Below are 19,072 nucleotides of genomic sequence, written 5' to 3'. Positions count from 1 at the left end.
ACCAGGAGGCAGGCATGGCGGAGCCCGAGCGGACCGAGCCGCGGCTGCGACCGGCACCGCTGCTCTTCGAACCGACGGAGGCAACCGCCGACCCGGAGCACTTCTTCGACCTGGAGTCGATCGAGGACCCCAGGGAACTGCTGGCCCGGGCGACCGAGCTGACGCTCGCCTTCAGGGCCGCGACCGACCGGTCCGTGGAGTTCCAGGCCATCGCGGCGGCACAGCTGGCCGATCCCCGGCGGTTCGACCGCCTGACGACCGCGGCGATCGCGGAGCGGGCGGACTGGACCGAGGACTACGCCAAGAAGATGGTCGAATTCGGCCGGGAGCTGCTGCGTACGGGCACACAGCAGTAGGCCGGCAGAAGCCTGGCCGGAACCGGGCGGACGGCGAGCCAGGAGCCCGGCAGGACGCCTCGGCAAGCCGCTCCCACCGGCCCCCACAAGATCTCTTGGCATATGCCGGAGGGGCAAGGTACTCCACCGCGGCCCACGCTGTCCCGGTTTCCGCCAACCCACAGAAACGGAACGCTCACGGCCGGTAAATCTAATTGCCATGAGCGCACGGCAGACCCACCTCAGCGAACCCCCCGCCCCGAACCCCGCGGCCCCCGGCCCCCTGCTCGACCGCGCCACTCAGGTCACCTCGGACGGCGCCGCCTGGCTCGCCTCCGCGACCCCGTACCCGCGCAGCACCCTCGCCCTCTGGGAGACGCGCCCCGGCGCCCCCGTCGTACTCCCCTGCGGCTCCGCCTTCGACGTGGTGAGCGTGCCCGCGGTCTTCGGGCGGCGAATGCTCGACCGTTTATGGGACGAGGGCCCCGGCTCGGGTCCGGTCGCCGCGCACCGCGGCCGCATGCTGCTCTTCGCCTCGCCCGGCACGGCCCAGCGCCTGCCCTCGCTGCTCGCCTGGGAGGAGTGGAGCCCCGCCGTACCGGCCCCTCTGTGCCACGGCACCGGCGACGCGGTCACGGTCCCGGCGCCGACCGCCCCCGCGGACGCCGCACCCGCCGCCCGGCTCGGTTCCCGCTGGCTGGTGGCCCCCGACACCCGTCAGCCCTGGCTGCCCGGGCCCGAGGTGCTGCTCTGGGCGGGCGTGCGGGCGGCCCGCGCGATCGCGGGCGCCGCGGTGCGCATATCGATTTTTCCTCCCGCCGATCAGGATGCTAAGGTCTACGACGTCAGCAGGCGCCGCTAGCTCAGTTGGTTAGAGCAGCTGACTCTTAATCAGCGGGTCCGGGGTTCGAGTCCCTGGCGGCGCACAGACGGTGAAAGGCCCTCGCGAAAGCGAGGGCCTTTTGCATTGCGTTCCCCACCGGGAAATCCCCACGCCGAGCCGGGTAAGTCACCCCCCCCGAAGCGGAATTCCACCGCCCGGAGCCACGAATCCGGAGCCCGGAACCCTGGAATTACACCGCCGCACGCCGCCTCACGCCGTCACCTTCACCGTCCAGGACCCCGACCGTGAGCGGTCGAGTACCTGCACCTTGACGCTCTCGCCCGGCACCGTGAAGCTCTCGCCCACCCGCACCGGCGCGTCCGCGAGGGGCGGGTAGACCGATTCGTCCCAGCAGGCCTCCGAGCCGGGGTGGGCGTCGACGACCTCGACGGGGCCGCCGCCGGAGGCCGTCTCGTTGCGCACCCGGTAGATCAGGACGCCCTCGGTGCAGGTCGCCCGGTCATTGCCGCCGGCGCCGCGGGCCTCGATGGCGATGGCGGAGTCACGGCCGGTGCGTACCACCGCGAGCCGGGTGCCGCCCGACTGGCCCGCGACCGCGGTGCCCGACAGCGGCTCCAGGGTGACCAGGCCGTCACCCTCGCCCTGCACACAGTGCACCTGCTGCGGATCGAGCCAGCCGAGCTTCCACTTGTGCCAGCCGAAGAGATCGGGGGCGAGCCCGAACTGGCTGCCCATGACGTCCCAGTCGCCGACGTAGGTGTCCCAGTCGCCCTTGCCGTCCTGGGGGCGGTGGTAGAGGTCGGGCAGGTCGAAGACATGGCCGGTCTCGTGGGCCAGGACGTTGCGGTCCGGCGGGTGCTGCTCGAAGACCGTGACGATCCGCTTGACCTCGGTGCCGTCGGCCCGCAGCGGGCGGTCGAAGTTGACCACCTTGGTGGCGTCCGAGTCGACGCCGGGGGCGTCCGGGTCGGCGACGAAATAGACGATGTCGTACTTGCTGAAGTCCACCGAGGGATCGGACGCCTTGAGGGCGTCGCGCAGATACGCGCTGCGGTGCGCGGCGTCCCAGTCACGCTCTATTTCGTACGAGAGCGAGTCCTCGGGCATCTCGATCCAGTCGCGCTGCGGGTGCGGCTTCAGGACGAAGCGGCCGTACGAGGCGCGCTCGAAGAAGCGGCTGGTGGTCGGGAAGTAGTCCGCGGTGAGCTCCTCCGGCGTGACCAGCGGGACCGAGTCGGGGAAGGAGAGGAACACCATCAGCGCGTCGAGGCTGCGCTCGGGCTTGGGGTAGGCGGCGTTCCAGCTGTCGAGTCCCTCCGAGTGATGGGCCGAAGTGCGCTCGAGGGCACAGGGCCCCGCGAACGGTTCGGCGCTCGCGGGGCCGGCCACCAGGGAGGTGGCGGCGAGCGCCGCGAGCGAGGTGAGGGTGGCCGCGACGCTGCGCGCGCGGGGTGAGGACTCCCCTTCACGAGGGAGTCCCCGAGGGGGGTGCTGACGCGGCACGTCGACCTCCGGGTGCGGACGGCGGAACACCTCACCCAGCCTGTGTTGATTTGTTGAACTTCGCCCTGTTTCGGTGACCCGGTCGAGTGAGCGGGCAATGACCCAAGCAATCACGGACCGTCATGACGACCGGGAGGGCATCGTCGCAAGCGATCACGACGCATCAGTTGGCGCCTCGATCCGGACCCCGTCGAGCAGAAACGATCGGGCAGCAACAGTCAGTCGTGGCAACGGAATCCGGAGCGTGTCCCTCCGGAGTGCTGACTACTGTGGCGGAGCTGGATCGCCCCTCCGGCCAGCCTCTATGATCGGCACACTTTCCGGCCGACCAACCCCGACCAGATCTGTACGAGAACCAACTGCCCTGCGGGAGCGAGCGGTGAGCGGAACGTCCGAAGGGCCGGCGCCCACGGCAGCGGCGGCACCCCATGCCGTCCGGCCGACCATCACGGAACGGCAGGCCGTCACAGAGCGTCACACATCCCCGGCGGCCGAGCCCGGGGCGCGCGGCGTCACGAGTCCCGAGCTCGTCGGCCGCAGCGCCGCCGAGCTGCGCGACTACCGGGCCGCCTTTCACGCAGCCCAGTTCGCCATGGCCGTCGTCGACCGCGAGGGCTGTGTCAGCTCGGCCAACGACGCGCTCGGCACCCTTGTCGGCACCCCGGCGGCCGACCTCACCGGGCAGGTCGCCGCCGACCTGGTGGACCTGGCATCCGATGCGCGCACCTGGCACGCGTACCGCGAAGTACTGCGCGGCAGACAGGCCAGACTGCGCTGCACCCGGCGTCTGAAGCACCCCGACGGGCATTCGCTGTGGGCCCAGGTGACCGTGTCACCGGTGCCCGGCAGCGCCGTCGTGCTGCTCGCGGTCGCCGACATCAGCGCGCGCCGTGAGCTCCAGGCCCAGCTGCGCCATCTGCAGATGCACGACCCGGTGACCCGGCTGCCCAATCGCACGCTGTTCTTCGAGCGGCTCGCGGCAGCGCTCGAGTCGGCGTCGTACGAGGAGGGCGGCACCGGCCGGATCGGCCTGTGCTATCTCGACCTCGACGGCTTCAAGGCGGTCAACGACACGCTCGGGCACCGCACCGGCGACCGTCTCCTCGCGGCCGTCGCCGGGCGGCTGACGCACTGCGCGGACCAGGCCGGGTACGGGCGGACCGGCGCGCCTCTCGTGGCGCGGCTCGGCGGTGACGAGTTCGCGCTGCTCGTCGAGGACTCCACCGGGACCGAGCAGCTGGCCGATCTCGCCGAATCGGTTCTGAAGACCCTTCAGGAGCCCTTCGACCTGTCGGGGCAGCGGCTCTCGCTTTCGGCCTCCATCGGTGTCGTGGAGCGGCGCGCGGCGGGCACCGGGGCGACCGGTCTGATGCAGGCCGCCGACACCACGCTCTACTGGGCGAAGGAGGACGGCAAGGCCCGCTGGACCCTCTTCGACCCGGAGCGCAACGCCCACCGGATGACCCGTCAGGCCCTGTCGTCGACGCTGCGCCCGGCCGTCGAGCGGGGTGAATTCGCCCTGGAGTACCAGCCGTTGGTGGGTCTGGCGGAGGGCGAGGTGCGTGGCGTCGAGGCGCTGGTGCGCTGGCACCACCCGCAGTTCGGCACCCTGCCGCCGAATCGGTTCATCGCACTGGCCGAGGAGGACGGCTCGATCGTGCAGCTGGGCCGGTGGGTGCTGCGCACCGCCTGCCGCCAGGCCAGGCGCTGGCAGCTGGAGCACCCGGATGTGCCGCCGGTGTTCGTCAGCGTGAATGTGGCGGTGCGTCAGGTGTGGGACTCCGACCTGGTCGCGGATGTCGCGGAGATCCTCGCCGAGACCGGGCTCGCCCCCGGGCTGCTGCAGCTGGAGCTCACCGAGTCGGCGGTGATGGGCTCGGCCGGGCGTCCGTTGCAGGCCCTGCAGGCGCTCAGCGACATGGGGGTGCACATCGCCATCGACGACTTCGGCACCGGCTACTCCAACCTCGCCTATCTGAGCCGCCTTCCCGTCTCCGTACTGAAACTGGACGGTTCCTTCGTCCGCGGTTTCCAGTACGAGGCGGCCGACGGGCAGGGGCATCCCAACCCGGCCGACGAGACGATCGTCGAGGCCCTGGTCCAACTAGCCCACAAACTGGGCCTGTCGGTCACCGCGGAGTGCGTGGAGACCTCGGAGCAGGCCGAGCGGCTGCGCCGGATCGGCTGCGACACGGGACAGGGCTGGCTCTACTCCCGTGCGGTGGCGGCGGATCGTATCTCCGCGCTCCTCGGGGCGGCGGTTCCGGCGAGCGGGAGCTGAGCGGTCCGGTTCCCCGTGCCCAATCAGAGCACGGGGAACCGCGCGGCCGGCCACGACGCGGCCGCGGATGCCGTACGGGAAACCCCGCGGGGCGCTTAGCGGGGCAACCCGTAGGCGTCCGCGATGAGTTCGTACGAGCGGACGCGCGCGTCGCCGCTGTGGGCGTTGGCCGTGAGCATCAACTCGTCGGCCCCGGTGCGCTTCTGCAGATCGTCGAGGCCCGTGCGGACCTCGTCCGGGGTGCCGTGGATGACGTTCTTCAGCCAGCTGTCCACGAACTCCCTCTCCAGGGAGCTGAATTCATAGGCCTCCGCCTCCTCGGGCGAGGGGACGAGGCCGGGCCGCCCGGTGCGCAGCCGGACCATGGAGAGGGCGCCGGTGAGGACCTGGCGGCGGGCCTCCCGGTCGTCGTCCGCGGCGAGCGCGGCGGCGCCGATCAGCGCGTACGGCTTGTCGAGTACGGCGGAGGGGCGGAAGGAGTCACGGTAGAGGTCGAGCGCGGGCACCGTGTTCTGCGCCGAGAAGTGGTGCGCGAAGGCGAAGGGCAGACCGAGCATGCCGGCGAGGCGTGCGCTGAAGCCGGAGGAGCCGAGCAGCCAGACCGACGGCCGGTCCTTGGACTGCACGCCGCCGGGCGAGGTCGCCTGCACGGGTCCGGGAACCGCGTGGATACGGGAGTACGCGTGGCCGTCCGGGAAGTCGTCGTCCAGGAAGTGGGTCAACTCGGCCAGCTGCTGCGGGAAGTCGTCCGCGCCTTCGTTGAGCCGGTCGGTGCGGCGCAGGGCCGCGGCCGTCGCGCCGTCCGTGCCGGGAGCGCGGCCGAGGCCCAGGTCGATCCGGCCGGGGGCGAGCGCCTCCAGGGTGCCGAACTGCTCGGCGATCACGAGCGGGGCGTGGTTGGGCAGCATCACACCGCCCGAGCCGAGGCGGATGCGCTCGGTGTGGGCGGCGAGATGGGCGAGGATCACGGCCGGCGACGAGGAGGCGACACCGGGCATCGAGTGGTGCTCGGCCACCCAGTAGCGGTGGAATCCGCGGCTCTCGGCGAGCCGGGCGATCCGCACTCCGGTGTGCAGGGCGTCGGCCGCGGTACGGCCCGCGCCCACCGTGGCCAGGTCGAGCACGGAGAGAGGGACGGGTGCCTCGCCCATCGGGGTGCCGTGGATTCCGTTGCTCACCGGGGTGCCTCCTGCGCTGCGTACGTACTCGGGGTGCAGCAGGGGCCAACAGGAGGCTGTCTCCGTTTATTCCCGGCGCGTGCCCTCCGGTACCGGATGTTCCCGGCGCGTGCCCACCGGTACCGGACGTTCCCGGCGCGTGCCCACCGGCACCGGACGTTCCCGGCGCGTGCCCACCGGCACCGGACGTTCCCGGCGCGTGCCCACCGGCACCGGACGTTCCCGGCGCGTGCCCACCGGCACCGGACGTTCCCGGCGCGTGTTCACCGGGCATCCGCCTCCCGCCACCGGGGCGCCTCCACCGGGGCGCCCTCACCCCGCCGTACGCCGGCGGTCGCTCACCCGTGTACCTGCACGATCGGCTCCTTGGTGAACAGGGCTCCAAGCGCCGGGGCGTTCACGCGGCGGCCGACGAGGCGCAGCGCCTCCCACACCGTGACCTGGTTGGCCGTCAGGACCGGCTTGCCGAGGTCGTCCTCCAGGTCACGGACATAGGCCGCCGTGTGCAGGGCCGTGTCCGGCATGAGCAGGGCCTGGGCGTCGGGGTGGTCGCCGGCGCGGGCCAGGGCGAGCACCTCGTCCCATCCCCAGGTGCCCACCTCGGCGGCGGTGATGATGCCGCTGCCGCGCATGCCGACGACCTCCACGCCGTCGGCGCGCAGGAACTCGACGAAGTGCTCGGCCACGTCCTCGGGGTAGGTGGCCGCGATGGCCACACGGTCGGCCCGCAGCTCGCGGGCCGCGTGGGCGAACGCGAAGGACGTGCTGGAGGCGGGCAGGCCCGCCGCCTTGGCCAGGCCTCGGACCTGTTCGTGCGCGCCCTCCCAGCCGAAGACGAAGCTGCCCGACGTGCAGGCCCATACGACCGCTTCCGCCCCGGAGAGGCGCAGCTCCTCGATGCCGCCCGCGAGCCGTTCGGGGGCGCCCATCTTCAGGAGCGCGTCGACCCGGTGGGCGTCCTCGCCGATGTCCGTGTGGATCAGGGCGAGGCGGATGTCGCTGCCGAGCAACTGCTCGATGCGCGGGTAGTCGTCCTCGGCGGAATGGCCTGGGTAGAGGAATCCGAGTGCGGTCATCTGCGTCCTCCGTGCTGCTCGGCGGTGCTGCGTTACTCGGTACCCGGAAAATCCGGGAGTACCGGAGGCTCCGGAAACGCCGGGGGCTCCGGGTAGCCCGGTGGTTCCGACAGCGGCGGCTCCGCTGTCGCTCCGGCCGGCGCCGGAGCGTCGGCTCCCTGGGCCTCCGGCACCAGCATGCGCCGCGCCGAGTCGTCGAGCAGCGCCTGGTAGGGCCCCACGGCACAGGCCCCCAGGCGGCGCAGGGCGGACCACATCGTGACCTGGTTGGCCGAGATCACCGGCATCCTCAGCTCCGCCTCGAGCTGCGGAATGGCGTCGTACGTCGGCAGGTTGGTGCAGCTGATGAAGAGGGCGTCGGCCTCGCCCTGCACCGCCGCCCTCGCCATGTCGACGACTTCGCGGTACGGCACCTTCCAGATGTGCCGGGTGAGGCCCAGACTCGACCGGCCCACGACCGTGATTCCGGCCTCCGCGAGATAGTCCTCAAGGGCCTGGGTGACCGACTGGGTGTACGGCGTCACCAGGGCGATACGCCGGGCGCCCAGTTCCGCGAGCGCTTCGAGCAGAGCGCCCGACGTGGTCAGCGACGGGGTCTCGCCCGAGGCCTCCATGGCCGCGCTCATGGTGCGCTCGCCGACCATGCCGTCCACGAAGCTGCCCGATGTGCAGGCGTACGCGATGACTTCCGGCTCGGCGGCACTCAGGGCGAGCACCGCCTCACGCAGGGTCTGGTGCTCACTGACCAGACGCGCCAGGTCAAGGCTGACCTCGACGGGGACGTACGGAGTACGCGTGAGATACAGCGATACCTCGTCGGGGACCCAGCGCCACAGCTCCCGGTCGAGGGCGAAATCAAAAGGGGCGACGATGCCGATGCCGCGTTGTGGGTGTGGACCACCCAGGAAGGAGACGTCCATGACAGGCCCTGTTCTGCGAGATGAGGCAGGTGGGAGAGGAGGGCCGGCCAGAGGCCGGATGGAGTTCTGGGGAGCCGGCACTCGCCGGGACGTCGGGACAGAGAAACCGGTGGCCTTCGTGAGAAACGAGGCGCCCTGTGAAAACTGTAGGGGTTGGGAGGCTCTCGTGGAGTGCCCTTGTTGACGAAGGTAGGTTCCGGTGCCAGCGTGGTCAATCCGCGCATCTCAGACGGCCCCGGCCGCTCGTCGGCCGACTTCTCAAGGGAAGCGGAATCGCATTGCAAAACGGTTTCCCCCCGATGTCCGAACCAACCCTTCTGGTCCTGGACGCGGAACCTCTGCCACGGCTCGGCCAGCTCACCGGGCGCGCCCGCGTGCTGCATGCCGACGAGTCCACGCTCGCCGAGCAGCTGCCGCTCGCCGATGTGCTCCTGGTCTGGGACTTCAGTTCGCACGCGGTGCGCCACGCCTGGCCCGGCGAGGGCCCGCGGCCGCGCTGGGTGCACACCGCGAGCGCCGGTGCCGACCATCTGCTCTGCCCCGAACTGGTCGAGTCCGACACGGTGGTGACCAACGCGCGGGGCATCTTCGACCAGCCCATCGCGGAGTACGTCGCCGGGCTCGTGCTGTCCTTCGCCAAGGAGCTGCCGCGCACCTGGGAACTGCAGCGCGCGCACCGCTGGCAGCACCGTGAGACACAGCGGGTCGGGGGTACTCGTGCCTGTGTGGTCGGCTCGGGCCCGATCGGGCAGGCCATCGCCAGGACCCTGAAGGCCCTCGGCATCCAGGTGGCGATCGTCGGGCGCACCCCGCGCACCGGCATCCACGGCCCGGACGACCTGGACCGGCTTCTGGCCCGCGCCGACTGGGTGGTGTCGGTGGCGCCGCTGACCGAGGAGACCCGCGGCATGTTCGACGCGCGGCGCTTCGACGTGATGTCGCCCTCCGCGCGGTTCATCAACGTCGGGCGCGGGCAGCTCGTGGTCGAGGCCGATCTGGTGGCCGCCCTGGAGAAGCGCTGGATCGCGGGGGCCGCCCTCGATGTCTTCGAGGAGGAGCCGCTGCCCGCCGACAGCCCGCTGTGGGAGGTGCCGGGCCTTTTCGTCTCACCGCACATGAGCGGCGACATCGTCGGCTGGCGGGATGAACTCGCGGTGCAGTTCCTCGACTTGTACGAGCGTTGGGCGGCCGGAAAGCCGCTGAGCAACGTGATCGACAAGAAACGTGGGTATGTCCCCGGGCACTGATCCATGCCGTAAGTGATCTCTGGAGGGCGGATGACCGAGCTCGGCAACCTCACCGCGGTGCAGCTCATCGACCGATACCGCAAGGGCGAGTCGAGCCCGGTGGAGGCGACTCGCGCGGCCCTTGACCGGATCGCGACGACCGAGCCCGCGGTCAACGCCTTCGTCCGTGTCGACGCCGAAGCGGCCCTCGCGCAGGCCGAGGAGTCGGCCGTGCGCTGGCGGCGCGGTGAGCCGCTCGGGCTGCTCGACGGAGTGCCGGTGTCGGTCAAGGACATCCTCCTGCAGCGCGGCGGTCCGACCTTCCGCGGCTCCAAGGCGATCTCCGCGGAAGGGGATTGGAACGAGGACGCCCCGTCCGTGGCCCGGCTCCGTGAGCACGGCGCGGTCTTCCTCGGCAAGACCACGACACCCGAGTTCGGCTGGAAGGGTGTGACGGACTCCCCGGTCAGCGGTGTCACCGGCAACCCGTACGACCCGGCGCGCACCGCGGGCGGCTCCAGCGGCGGCGGCGCGGCGGCGGTGGCGCTCGGCGCGGGCCCGGTGGCGCTGGGCACGGACGGCGGCGGCAGCGTGCGCATCCCCGGTTCGTTCTGCGGCGTCTTCGCCCTGAAGCCCACCTACGGCCGCGTACCGCTCTATCCGGCCAGCGCCTTCGGGACGCTCGCGCATGTGGGCCCGATGACCCGGGACGCGGCGGACGCGGCCCTGGTGATGGATGTGATCAGCGGTCCCGACACCCGTGACTGGTCGGGCCTCGGGCCGGTCGACGTCACGTTCCAGAGCGGTCTGGCCGAGGGCGTACGAGGGCTGCGGATCGCCTATTCGCCCTCGCTCGGCGGGCAGGTCGCGGTGCGGCCCACGGTGGCGGCGGCGGTCCGCCGTGCGGTGGAGAAGCTCGCCTCCCTGGGGGCGTACGTCGAGGAGGCCGACCCCGACTTCACCGACCCGGTGGAGGCCTTCCACACCCTGTGGTTCAGCGGCGCGGCCCGCGTCACCGAGCACTTCAGCAAGGAGCAGCGGGCCGAACTCGACCCGGGGTTGCGGGAGATCTGTGCGCGCGGGGCGCGGTACAGCGCGCTCGACTATCTGGCCGCCGTGGACGTCCGCATGGAACTGGGCCGGAAAATGGGGCAGTTCCACTCCACGTACGACCTGCTCGTCACGCCGACGATGCCGATCACCGCGTTCGAGGCGGGGGCCGAGGTGCCCAAGGGCTCGGGGCACCGGCGCTGGACCGGCTGGACCCCGTTCACCTACCCCTTCAACCTCACCCAGCAGCCCGCGGCCACCGTGCCCTGCGGTGTGGACGAGGCGGGGCTTCCGATCGGGGTGCAGCTGGTGGCCGCCCGGCACGCGGACGCGCTGGTGCTGCGGGCGGCGCACGCGCTGTACGAGTCGGGGGCGGCGGACATCCCGGCCCCCGAACTCGTCACCCCGGCCGGCGGCTGAACTCCAGCCCCACTGAACTCCAGCCCGGCTGAACTTCCCTACGCGCGGCGGAAGTTGAGGGACTCCCCCAGGGCTCCGGCCCGCCACAGGTCCTGACAGGCCTCGGCCATCCGGTCGAGGCCGTCGACCACCTGCCCCCACACAATGCCGGGGACATAACCGACATCTGCGTTGATCAGCAGGTTGTTGCGTTCATAGAAGAGGGCCAGATCGACGACCGTGCCGCGTTGCTCGGAGCCGTATCCGTAGGACTTTGTGCCCAATTCCGTTCCGGTGAAGGTGAAATAGCAGAGGTCGCCCGGGATAGGCGTGATCGTTGGGTTTTCCAGGGGCGGTTCCTCGGGCGCGAAAGCCGGAAAGAGGGCGTAGATCTCATTGCGCGCGTATTTCGCGTGGTAGACGTCCGAGCCGAGCGGGAGCGCGTCCCACACCGCCTGGCAGGTGCGGGGCGCACGGTCGTCGAGCAGCTTGGCGGTGCAGCTCACCCCGCGCTTGTCGAGCGAGACTTCGATGTGGCGGTCGGGCATTTGACCTCCTATCGATGCTTTGCGGATCAACAGTGAAGCATCCCCTCAGGACTTGCGCACGGGGCGGAACTCTTCGGTTGCGCTGAGTGCGGAAGGAGTGCGTCCAGATCAAGGACTGAAAACGATCGGCATATCTTCTGCCGAGTCGGGTAGCCGCGCGCCCATGGCTCCACCAATGGGGAACAACTCAGGAAGCACAAGGAACGGCGGTCTGCGCCGGCGCTCACTGCTCGCGGGAGCGGCCGCTCTCGGTGCCGTCGGCGCGGTCGGCGCGACCAGCGGATGCAGCCGCGTGGCCACCGCGGACACCGGTGACGGAGGGCACCTACTGGAGCAGTTGAAGGCCAAGGGAACGGTGCGCCTCGGGCTCGCCGGAGAGCAGCCGTACAGCTACATCGGTACGGACGGGAAGATGACCGGCTCCTCTCCGGCGATCGCGAGGCGGATCTTCAAGGAGCTCGGCGTCGACAATGTTGAGCCATTTCCCATCGAGTTCGGCTCGCTCATCTCGGGCCTCAACTCACTGCAGTTCGATGTGGTCGCGGCCGGTATGTACATCAACCCCGACCGCTGCAAGCAGGTGATCTTCGCCGACCCCGAGTACCAGATGCTCGACGCGTTCATCGTGCGCAAGGGCAACCCGAAGAAGCTGCGCTCCTACAAGGACATCGCCAGGACCGGCGCCAAGATGGCGACCGGCGTCGGCTATGCGGAGATCGGCTACGCGGAGGAGGCCGGCGTCAAGGACATCGGCACCCTGCCCGACCAGCTCGCCGGGCTGCTCGCCGTACAGCAGGGCCGTATCGACGTATTCGTCGGCACCGCGGTCACGGTGCGCAACGCCGTCGAGCAGGCGAAGACCGACGAGGTCGAGGCGACCTCCGAGGTCACTCCCTATGTGGACGGCAAGCCGGTCATCGATGTCGGCGGCTTCGCGTTCCGCACGCCGGAGACCACCCTGCGCGACGCGTTCAACCGCGAGCTGCACAAACTCAAGCGCAGCGGTGAACTCCTGGAGATCATGCGGCCGTTCGGCTTCACCAAGGACCAGATGACCGACATCCGCGCCGAGGAGAAGTGCAAGCCATGAGCGATATCACCCCAGGGCTCTGGGAGCTCCTCTTCAAGGGGTTGTGGATCACGGTCCAGCTGACCGTCTACAGCGCCGCGCTCGGCGCCGTGGTGGCCCTCGTCATCGGCCTGGCCCGCACCCACCGCCTGTGGATCGTGCGGTTCCTGTCCGGCGCCTACTTCGAGATATTCCGCGGCACGTCCGCGCTCGTCTTTATGTTCCTGGTGTTCTTCGCGCTGCCGATGGGCTTCGGCTGGCAGCTCGTTCCCATGTGGGCCGCGGTGCTCGCCATGGGTCTCACCTACGGGGCCTACGGCTCCGAGATCGTCCGGGGAGCCATCGGCGCCGTGGCACCGGCTCAGCGCGAGGCGGGGATCGCACTGAGCTTCACGCCCGCGCAGCAGATGCGGAAGGTGATCCTTCCGCAGGCCTGGCCCGAGATGATCCCGCCCCTGAACAACCTGCTGATCGAGCTGCTCAAGGGCACGGCCCTGGTCTCGATCCTGGGCGTCGGCGACATCAGCTTCGCGGCCCAGCTGATCCGTAACGCCACCGGCCAGAGCGGCCCGATCTACACGATCATCCTGCTCATGTACTTCGTGCTCGCCTTCGTCCTGACCCGCGGCATGCGGGCGCTCGAGCGGCACGCCAAGGCCGGCATCGGCCAGGCCAAGCCTAAGCGCCGCAAGCTCTCGCTGCGGCAGGAGAACGACCTCGCCCGCACGTGGGTCGGCTCCGGAACCGGGGGGTCCTGATGAAGTGGGATTGGTCCGCAGTCGGCGACTTCATGCCGAAGTTCTGGGACGGCGTGTTCGTCACGCTCCAGGCCCTGGCGCTCAGCGTCATCGTCGCCTTCGTCCTGGGTCTGGTCTGGGCCCTCGCCCAGCGTTCGCCCCTGAAGGTGGTGCGCTGGCCGGTGACCGTGATCACCGAGTTCATCCGCAACACCCCGCTGCTGGTGCAGCTGTTCTTCCTGTACTTCGTCCTGCCCGAGTGGGGCCTCACCCTCTCGGCGCTGACCACCGGCGTCATCGGTCTCGGGCTGCATTACTCGACGTACACCGCGGAGGTCTACCGCGCCGGAATCGACGGTGTGCCCGCCGGCCAGTGGGAGGCGGCCACCGCCCTCAGCCTGCCGCGCGCCCGCACCTGGTTCTCGGTGATCCTGCCGCAGGCCATCCGACGCGTCGTACCGGCGCTCGGCAACTACGTCATCGCGATGCTCAAGGACTCGCCGCTGATCTCCACGATCGGTGTCCTCGAAATGCTCGGCGAGGCGAAGCAGTTCGGCTCCATCACCTTCCAGATGGTCGAGCCGCTCTTCGTCGTCGGTATCGCCTTCATCGTCATCGCCTACCCGGCCTCTCTCCTCCTCCGAGCCCTGGAGCGTCGTCTTGTCCGCTGACAGCACCCCCACGAATCCCGCCAAGGAAACCTCCAACCCCGCCGTCGACGGCAGCGAGCTGATCCGCTTCGACAAGGTCACCAAGCGCTTCGGCAGCAACACCGTGCTCGACGGTCTCGACTTCTCCGTGGCGTCCGGCAAGCACGTGACCCTGATCGGTCCCTCGGGCTCCGGCAAGACCACGATCCTGCGGCTCCTGATGACCCTGATGAAGCCCGACGAGGGCACCATCAAGGTCAACGGGGACTACCTCACGCACGAGCAGAAGAACGGCAAGCTGGTCCCGGCCGGCGAGAAGCACACCCGTGAGGTGCGCAAGAACATCGGCATGGTGTTCCAGCAGTTCAATCTGTTCCCCAACATGAAGGTGCTGCGGAACATCATGGAGGCCCCGGTGCATGTGCTCGGGCTCTCCAAGGACGAGGCCGAGGAGCGGGCCCGCGAGCTGCTCGACCTGGTGGGCCTCGGCGACCGCTGCGACGCCTACCCCACCCAGCTCTCCGGTGGCCAGCAGCAGCGCGTGGCCATCGCGCGGGCGCTCGCCATGCGCCCCCAGGTTCTGCTCCTCGACGAGGTCACGTCGGCCCTCGACCCGGAGCTGGTGGCGGGCGTGCTCGACGTCCTGCGGGACATCGCGCACTCCACGGACATCACCATGCTCTGCGTCACGCACGAGATGAATTTCGCGCGTGATATTTCGGACCAGGTGCTCATGTTCGATTCCGGCCGTGTCATCGAGTCGGGGTCCCCGGAGAAGATCTTCGGCGAGCCCGATCATGAGCGGACCCGGGAGTTCCTGAGCGCGGTTCTCTGAGCGCGCGGGGTAACCGTCGAGGTCGTGGCGCCAGGGTCTGACCCTGGCATATGCCAGGGTGGCGCGTTCCTGCTTATGCGGCATGCATGAGGTCAGGATCGCGCCACCAATCTCGTCAACAGCCCCTACGGATATGGCGCTTGACGGCTATCGTGGTACCGAGCCCAGCTGTCCGGAACCGGTCCATGCAGGGGGATACCGTGGCGCTGAAGCCAGACTCGACCGCGCCGTACCACTCGGTGCAGCACGCCCTGCGTGTGCTCGAAACCGTGTCGCGACACCGCACCGGCGTGACCGATGTGCAGATCGCGCGCGAGACCGGGCTGCCCATCAGGGCGCTGTCGTCGCTGCTTCTGATGCTCCGCCGCGAGGGGTACGTACAGCAGGTGGCCGACGGCGCGTATGTCACCGGCGACTCGCTCGCCCGCCTCGGCTCCACCGCGGGGCACAAGCAGGCGATAAGCGACCAGCTGCAGATCACCCTGGACCGCCTGCGCGACTCGGTCGGCGCCGCGGTCTATATCAGCCGTTATATCGACGGCGAGGTCAAGATCACCCAGTTCGCGGCCGGGCCCGGTGCCCCCGCGGTCAATGAGTGGGTCGACTTCCGCTCCGCCGCCCATGCGAGCGCGGTCGGCAAGAGCCTGCTCACCCAGCTGGATCTGAACGGCCGCCGGGACCATCTCTCCCGCCACAAGCCGGCCCGGCTCACCTCCCGGACGATCACGAACGAGCGGCTGCTCTTCAGCAAGCTGGACGCCCAGCCGCCCACGGTCCCGGTCCTCGACCTGCAGGAGTACGCCGTGGGCACGGTCTGCGCCGCCGTCCCGATCACCGCGGGATCCTCGGTCGGCTGCCTCGCCCTCTCGATGCCGATCGAGCACGCCCACCGGCTGCGCGCCGCCGCGGACACCCTGAACCGCGGCGCGGCTCCCGTGCTGCTCTCCCTGGCGATCTAGGCGCCCGCTCCGGCCCACCGTGCGTGGTCCAGAGCACCCCTTGGGACCAGGTAGTATTTACGAGTCAGCAGGCGCCGCTAGCTCAGTTGGTTAGAGCAGCTGACTCTTAATCAGCGGGTCCGGGGTTCGAGTCCCTGGCGGCGCACAGACAACACTGAGGCCCTCCTCGCAGCTGCGAGGAGGGCCTCAGTGCGTTCCACAGGGGGGGGTCAAGGTGCCTCCCTGAGCGACCGCCCCGCCAGCGGGGGGAAACGTGGCGGGGCGGTGGCCCGTCGGGGAGGCCGTGTGTTCCGGCTGCTTCCAGTGAAGGGCCACGCGCTCGACCGGCGCTCGGGCGGGCGTGGACCCCGGATCACCGCCGGTGGGAGTGGACCCTGGATCACCGCCGGTGGGAGTGGACCGCGTAACTGCCCGTGGGTGTGCCCCGCGCAGGCCCCGCCCGCCCGCCTCAGCGTCCGAGAAGGTCCTCGCGGCCCTGTTCCCGGTAGCGCGCGAGCAGCGCCTGGACGGCGGCGGGGCCGAGCGGCTCGTACGCCGGCTCGTCGCCCGGACGCCACCACACCGGGTCGGGGCAGCGGAAGCCCTCACGGCGCAGGGCGACACGGTGCACCTTGTTGGTGGCCGTGACCGGCATCCGCTCCACCACCCGCACGAAACGAGGGACCATTTTCGGCCCCAAGTCACCCTGCCCCGCGAGGAACGCGGCGAAGGCGTCCGGGTCGAAAGCGCCGTGGAGCGCGAGCGTGGCCATCACCTGGTCCCCCGCCACCGGGTCGGGCACCGCGTAGACGGCGACCGCCGCGGCGTCGGCGTACCGGGCGAGAATGCTCTCGATCATGGCCGCCGCCAGGTTCTCACTGTCGACGCGCAGCCGGTCGTCGGTGCGCCCGGCGAAGTGGAGATAGCCGTCGGCGTCCCGGAAGAACAGATCGCCCGTCCAGTACCAGCCCCCGCGCACCCGTGCCGCGTCGGCCTCGGGGTTGCGCCAGTAGCCCTCGAAGGGGTTGCGGCCACGGTTGACCAACTCCCCTATCGCCTCGTCGCCGTTGAGCAGCTTCCCGGCGTCGTCGAAGCGGGCCGGCGGGCATTCGGCCGCAGTCTGCGGGTCGACCACCGCGAGGTCGTCCCCGGGTGCCGCACGGCCGATGGCGCCCTTGGGCGTACCCGGGGTGCGCTGGATCGCGGCGCCGCCCTCGGAGGAGCCGTACCCCTCCACGAGCCGCACCCCGAACCGCTCGGTGAAGCGGGCCGCGTCCACCGCACCCGCCTCCGTGCCGAAGCCCATGCGCAGCGGATTGTCCCGGTCGTCGGGGCGTTCGGGCGTGGCCAGGATGTACTGCACGGCGCGGCCGACATACGTGAAGTACGTGGCGCCGTACGCCCGTACGTCGTCGAGGAAGCCGGAGGCGGAGAACGTACGGCGCAGCGCCACGGACGCGCCGGCGGCGAGTGCCGGGGCCCAGTCGGCGATCACCGCGTTGCCGTGGAACATCGGCATGCAGATGTAGTGCACGTCCTCCCGGACCACTCCGAACTGGCCGACAAGGGACCGCCCGGCCGCCGCGAGCCGCCCCTGCGTACAGATCGCGGCCTTGGGCGCACCGGTCGAGCCGGATGTGAAGTAGAGCAGCATCCGGCTCTTGGGCCCCGGCGGGGCGATGACCGCCTCACCCGGCTTGGCGCCCTCGAATCCGGCGAGGAGGGCGGCGTATTCCTCGGTGTCGGTCACCAGGACACGTACGCCAGGGAGTTGGAGGCCTTCGAGCAGCGGAAGGTGCGTTCGCTCGGTGACCAGGAGGCGGCATTCGGTGTGCTGGATGTCGCGGGCCAGCTCGGCGCCGCGGCGCGTGGGGTTGATCCCGGCGACGGCCGCGCCGGCGAGGGCCGCCGCGCTCAGCCACAGCGGGAATTCCGGGGTGTTGTCGAGCAGTACGCCGACATGCGGCTCCGCTCCTGGTGGCTGCAGCTCGGCGAGGAGGGCGGCTCTGGCGGCGGCACCCGCGGCCACCTGGTGGTGGCTGAGCGCGCCGCCCTGGAATGCCAGGCCCGGCCGGTGGTCGCCCCACTGGGCGTGCACGAGCTCTGCGACGGTCATCTCCATGAGGCCGCACGGTAATTGACGTACCGTCAGATGTGGAGGGTCGGAATGGCGCCCGGGCCGGGATGGCGCCCGGCCCGTGATCGGCTCAGGGCAGCTCTTCGCCGAAGCCGGGGTCATCGCCGAAGCCGGGGTCATCGCCGAAGCCCGGGTCATCGCCCGCCCAGCCGAAGTCGGTCGTGAACGACGTCATAAAGGCGACGCAGAACGCCACGACGACTCCGAGGAAGACCAGAACGCCAACCGTGGCAGCGGTGTTGGCGGCCCGCCGCGGGCCGTGGGCCGTGGCCTGGTCGGGGTGCTCGGCCGTGTAGTGGACCGGCACGATGTCACCCTCCACGATCGTGGCGGGCCCGTTCTCCTCCTCGAAGCGGACGGTGCGGCCGTCGCTCGTGGTGAACTCGTAGACGTGATGCAGGGTGGTGGTCACGTGGCTGTCGTGCCTGCGGGTCGTCGTGAACGTCCGCAGACACCGCGCCTCGGCCACGAGCCCGCTGCCCCAGGCCCGGCGCAGCTGCAGCGACCTGCTGATCACTCGTACGCCGCAGCAGACGGCCACCACCGCGATGAGTGACGGTATGACGTAGAAGAGTGCGTCCATGCTGGTGTCCCCCGTAGTCCGGTACCGCGCGCGCCGCACCATGGGTGCGCGGCGCGCGCAGACCGTGACTGCCCGGACCGATGGGGGAAGAACCCGGATCTGAGCAAGATCTGAGTCAGAACGTCGCGTCAGGACGCCATGTCAGAACGGCAGGTCAGAACGTCACGTCGGAACAGGCGTAGAAGGCGTTCCCGGTGTCCGCGATGGTCCAGACGGCCAGGATCACATGGTGCCCGGACTTGCCGCCGGGGAGCCGGCCGGTGTGTTCGAGCGTGGCCGGCGGCTGCTGGCTGTTGTAGGGGACGGTGAAGAAGGGCGCGGAGTCGAGCGCCGCCCTCGTCAGCGGCTGGCTGTCGTTCCAGCCGTTCTTGGTGACGTAGTACTTGAAGTCGGTCGTGCGGTGCCTGGCGGTGAACTGCCAGCGGAAGGTCTGGCTCGCCCCGCTCGTGAGCTTGGTGGTCGGCCAGGCGCCGCCGCCCGGCTTGGTGGGCGAGTTGAGCTCGTTGAACTGACCGAGGCCGGCCGAACAGATCTTGCCGTCGGCGGGGCCCGACGCCGGGAAGCCCTTGGGGCCCTCGACGCTCTGGGGTTCCCACTGGATGGCGCCACAGCCGGTGACGCTTCCGTTGGCGCAGAGCTTCTGGCGACTGATCGGTGAGTCGGTGTAGCCGTGACCAGTGGCGCCACCGGTGGACAGGGTGAGGGCTCCGAGGGTGGCCACGCCGACCGCGGCCGCGTACATCCGTTTTCGCATGCTGCTGCT

The 19,072-nt window shown here is 70.3% G+C and carries 18 protein-coding genes and 2 tRNA genes; 12 read left to right on the top strand and 8 right to left on the bottom strand.

The window, feature by feature from the left end; all coding sequences use genetic code 11:
- The first annotated feature begins 14 nt into the window (after positions 1–14).
- The 3 genes from ACFQVC_RS14145 to ACFQVC_RS14135 all read left to right on the top strand — a co-directional run bounded on the left by ACFQVC_RS14145 (position 15) and on the right by ACFQVC_RS14135 (position 1,261).
- Positions 15–356 carry a hypothetical protein gene (locus ACFQVC_RS14145; RefSeq protein WP_381830727.1) on the top strand — a complete coding sequence of 114 codons (342 nt, stop codon included), beginning with the start codon at positions 15–17 and terminating at the stop codon, positions 354–356.
- Positions 357–555: 199 nt separating this feature from the next.
- Positions 556–1,197, top strand: coding sequence for a bifunctional DNA primase/polymerase (locus ACFQVC_RS14140; RefSeq protein WP_381830726.1), 642 nt, complete (start codon positions 556–558; stop codon positions 1,195–1,197).
- Positions 1,188–1,261: transfer RNA gene (locus tag ACFQVC_RS14135), tRNA-Lys, on the top strand. Before ACFQVC_RS14140 ends, ACFQVC_RS14135 begins: the two co-directional genes overlap by 10 nt.
- A gap of 167 nt (positions 1,262–1,428) precedes the next feature.
- On the opposite strand, the gene ACFQVC_RS14130 is transcribed toward ACFQVC_RS14135, so the two are convergent.
- Positions 1,429–2,682 (bottom strand): M6 family metalloprotease domain-containing protein, encoded by a 1,254-nt coding sequence (locus ACFQVC_RS14130; RefSeq protein ID WP_381830725.1) that lies wholly within the window; start codon positions 2,680–2,682, stop codon positions 1,429–1,431.
- Positions 2,683–3,061: 379 nt separating this feature from the next.
- Between ACFQVC_RS14130 and ACFQVC_RS14125 the strand changes: the two genes are divergently transcribed.
- Entirely contained in the window at positions 3,062–4,963 is a 1,902-nt protein-coding gene (locus tag ACFQVC_RS14125) for a putative bifunctional diguanylate cyclase/phosphodiesterase (RefSeq protein WP_381830724.1), read from the top strand.
- Between the two features lie 95 nt (positions 4,964–5,058).
- Here the strand turns inward: ACFQVC_RS14125 and ACFQVC_RS14120 are convergent, their stop codons facing one another.
- From ACFQVC_RS14120 to ACFQVC_RS14110, 3 genes are all read right to left on the bottom strand, one after another.
- Positions 5,059–6,114: an LLM class flavin-dependent oxidoreductase gene (locus ACFQVC_RS14120; RefSeq protein WP_381831042.1), complete on the bottom strand. Its 1,056-nt coding sequence runs from the start codon at positions 6,112–6,114 to the stop codon at positions 5,059–5,061.
- Between the two features lie 365 nt (positions 6,115–6,479).
- Complete coding sequence (locus ACFQVC_RS14115; RefSeq protein ID WP_381830723.1) at positions 6,480–7,217, bottom strand: maleate cis-trans isomerase family protein; 738 nt, start codon at positions 7,215–7,217, stop codon at positions 6,480–6,482.
- 32 nt (positions 7,218–7,249) lie between these two features.
- Positions 7,250–8,137 (bottom strand): maleate cis-trans isomerase family protein, encoded by an 888-nt coding sequence (locus ACFQVC_RS14110; RefSeq protein ID WP_381830722.1) that lies wholly within the window; start codon positions 8,135–8,137, stop codon positions 7,250–7,252.
- A 299-nt stretch (positions 8,138–8,436) separates the two neighbouring features.
- On the opposite strand from ACFQVC_RS14110, the gene ACFQVC_RS14105 reads away from it, so the two are divergent.
- Positions 8,437–9,384 (top strand): D-2-hydroxyacid dehydrogenase, encoded by a 948-nt coding sequence (locus ACFQVC_RS14105; protein WP_381830721.1) that lies wholly within the window; start codon positions 8,437–8,439, stop codon positions 9,382–9,384.
- Between the two features lie 30 nt (positions 9,385–9,414).
- Positions 9,415–10,833, top strand: a complete 1,419-nt coding sequence (locus tag ACFQVC_RS14100) for an amidase (RefSeq protein ID WP_381830719.1) — start codon at positions 9,415–9,417, stop codon at positions 10,831–10,833.
- Between the two features lie 38 nt (positions 10,834–10,871).
- Here the strand turns inward: ACFQVC_RS14100 and ACFQVC_RS14095 are convergent, their stop codons facing one another.
- Positions 10,872–11,360 carry a DUF3830 family protein gene (locus ACFQVC_RS14095; RefSeq protein ID WP_381830717.1) on the bottom strand — a complete coding sequence of 163 codons (489 nt, stop codon included), beginning with the start codon at positions 11,358–11,360 and terminating at the stop codon, positions 10,872–10,874.
- A gap of 163 nt (positions 11,361–11,523) precedes the next feature.
- Between ACFQVC_RS14095 and ehuB the strand changes: the two genes are divergently transcribed.
- From ehuB to ACFQVC_RS14065, 6 genes are all read left to right on the top strand, one after another.
- Positions 11,524–12,450, top strand: a complete 927-nt coding sequence (ehuB, locus tag ACFQVC_RS14090) for an ectoine/hydroxyectoine ABC transporter substrate-binding protein EhuB (RefSeq protein ID WP_381830715.1) — start codon at positions 11,524–11,526, stop codon at positions 12,448–12,450.
- The gene (gene ehuC, locus ACFQVC_RS14085; RefSeq protein ID WP_381830713.1) at positions 12,447–13,187 is read left to right on the top strand and encodes an ectoine/hydroxyectoine ABC transporter permease subunit EhuC; all 741 of its coding nucleotides are present in this window, start codon (positions 12,447–12,449) and stop codon (positions 13,185–13,187) included. The genes ehuB and ehuC overlap by 4 nt, the downstream gene beginning before the upstream one ends.
- A complete protein-coding gene (ehuD, locus tag ACFQVC_RS14080; protein ID WP_381830711.1) occupies positions 13,187–13,837 on the top strand; it encodes an ectoine/hydroxyectoine ABC transporter permease subunit EhuD in 651 nt (216 codons plus the stop codon). Before ehuC ends, ehuD begins: the two co-directional genes overlap by 1 nt.
- The gene (ehuA, locus tag ACFQVC_RS14075; protein WP_381830709.1) at positions 13,827–14,651 is read left to right on the top strand and encodes an ectoine/hydroxyectoine ABC transporter ATP-binding protein EhuA; all 825 of its coding nucleotides are present in this window, start codon (positions 13,827–13,829) and stop codon (positions 14,649–14,651) included. The genes ehuD and ehuA overlap by 11 nt, the downstream gene beginning before the upstream one ends.
- Before the next feature lie 200 nt (positions 14,652–14,851).
- Complete coding sequence (locus ACFQVC_RS14070; protein ID WP_381830707.1) at positions 14,852–15,610, top strand: IclR family transcriptional regulator domain-containing protein; 759 nt, start codon at positions 14,852–14,854, stop codon at positions 15,608–15,610.
- Positions 15,611–15,681: 71 nt separating this feature from the next.
- Positions 15,682–15,755 (top strand) — tRNA-Lys (locus ACFQVC_RS14065).
- Between the two features lie 303 nt (positions 15,756–16,058).
- Here ACFQVC_RS14065 and ACFQVC_RS14060 read toward each other — a convergent pair.
- From ACFQVC_RS14060 to ACFQVC_RS14050, 3 genes are all read right to left on the bottom strand, one after another.
- Positions 16,059–17,711 carry an AMP-binding protein gene (locus ACFQVC_RS14060; RefSeq protein WP_381830705.1) on the bottom strand — a complete coding sequence of 551 codons (1,653 nt, stop codon included), beginning with the start codon at positions 17,709–17,711 and terminating at the stop codon, positions 16,059–16,061.
- 85 nt (positions 17,712–17,796) lie between these two features.
- Complete coding sequence (locus tag ACFQVC_RS14055; protein ID WP_381830703.1) at positions 17,797–18,309, bottom strand: DUF3592 domain-containing protein; 513 nt, start codon at positions 18,307–18,309, stop codon at positions 17,797–17,799.
- 154 nt (positions 18,310–18,463) lie between these two features.
- Positions 18,464–19,063, bottom strand: coding sequence for a lytic polysaccharide monooxygenase auxiliary activity family 9 protein (locus tag ACFQVC_RS14050; RefSeq protein WP_381830701.1), 600 nt, complete (start codon positions 19,061–19,063; stop codon positions 18,464–18,466).
- Between the last annotated feature and the right edge of the window lie 9 nt (positions 19,064–19,072).

It is taken from the genome of Streptomyces monticola, assembly GCF_042665355.1.
Lineage (GTDB): Bacteria > Actinomycetota > Actinomycetes > Streptomycetales > Streptomycetaceae > Streptomyces > Streptomyces monticola.
The sequence above is the reverse complement of the archived record's forward strand: the minus strand, read 5'-3'. Positions and strand labels throughout refer to the sequence as shown.

Coding starts and splice junctions, on each gene's coding strand:
- ehuD (WP_381830711.1), top strand. CDS start 13,187: ATGAAGTGGGATTGGTCCGCAGTCGGCGACTTCATGCCGAAGTTCTGG.
- ehuC (WP_381830713.1), top strand. CDS start 12,447: ATGAGCGATATCACCCCAGGGCTCTGGGAGCTCCTCTTCAAGGGGTTG.
- ACFQVC_RS14120 (WP_381831042.1), bottom strand. CDS start 6,114: ATGGGCGAGGCACCCGTCCCTCTCTCCGTGCTCGACCTGGCCACGGTG.
- ACFQVC_RS14060 (WP_381830705.1), bottom strand. CDS start 17,711: ATGGAGATGACCGTCGCAGAGCTCGTGCACGCCCAGTGGGGCGACCAC.
- ACFQVC_RS14145 (WP_381830727.1), top strand. CDS start 15: ATGGCGGAGCCCGAGCGGACCGAGCCGCGGCTGCGACCGGCACCGCTG.
- ACFQVC_RS14105 (WP_381830721.1), top strand. CDS start 8,437: ATGTCCGAACCAACCCTTCTGGTCCTGGACGCGGAACCTCTGCCACGG.
- ACFQVC_RS14140 (WP_381830726.1), top strand. CDS start 556: ATGAGCGCACGGCAGACCCACCTCAGCGAACCCCCCGCCCCGAACCCC.
- ehuB (WP_381830715.1), top strand. CDS start 11,524: ATGGCTCCACCAATGGGGAACAACTCAGGAAGCACAAGGAACGGCGGT.
- ACFQVC_RS14110 (WP_381830722.1), bottom strand. CDS start 8,137: ATGGACGTCTCCTTCCTGGGTGGTCCACACCCACAACGCGGCATCGGC.
- ACFQVC_RS14100 (WP_381830719.1), top strand. CDS start 9,415: ATGACCGAGCTCGGCAACCTCACCGCGGTGCAGCTCATCGACCGATAC.
- ACFQVC_RS14095 (WP_381830717.1), bottom strand. CDS start 11,360: ATGCCCGACCGCCACATCGAAGTCTCGCTCGACAAGCGCGGGGTGAGC.
- ACFQVC_RS14115 (WP_381830723.1), bottom strand. CDS start 7,217: ATGACCGCACTCGGATTCCTCTACCCAGGCCATTCCGCCGAGGACGAC.
- ACFQVC_RS14050 (WP_381830701.1), bottom strand. CDS start 19,063: ATGCGAAAACGGATGTACGCGGCCGCGGTCGGCGTGGCCACCCTCGGA.
- ACFQVC_RS14055 (WP_381830703.1), bottom strand. CDS start 18,309: ATGGACGCACTCTTCTACGTCATACCGTCACTCATCGCGGTGGTGGCC.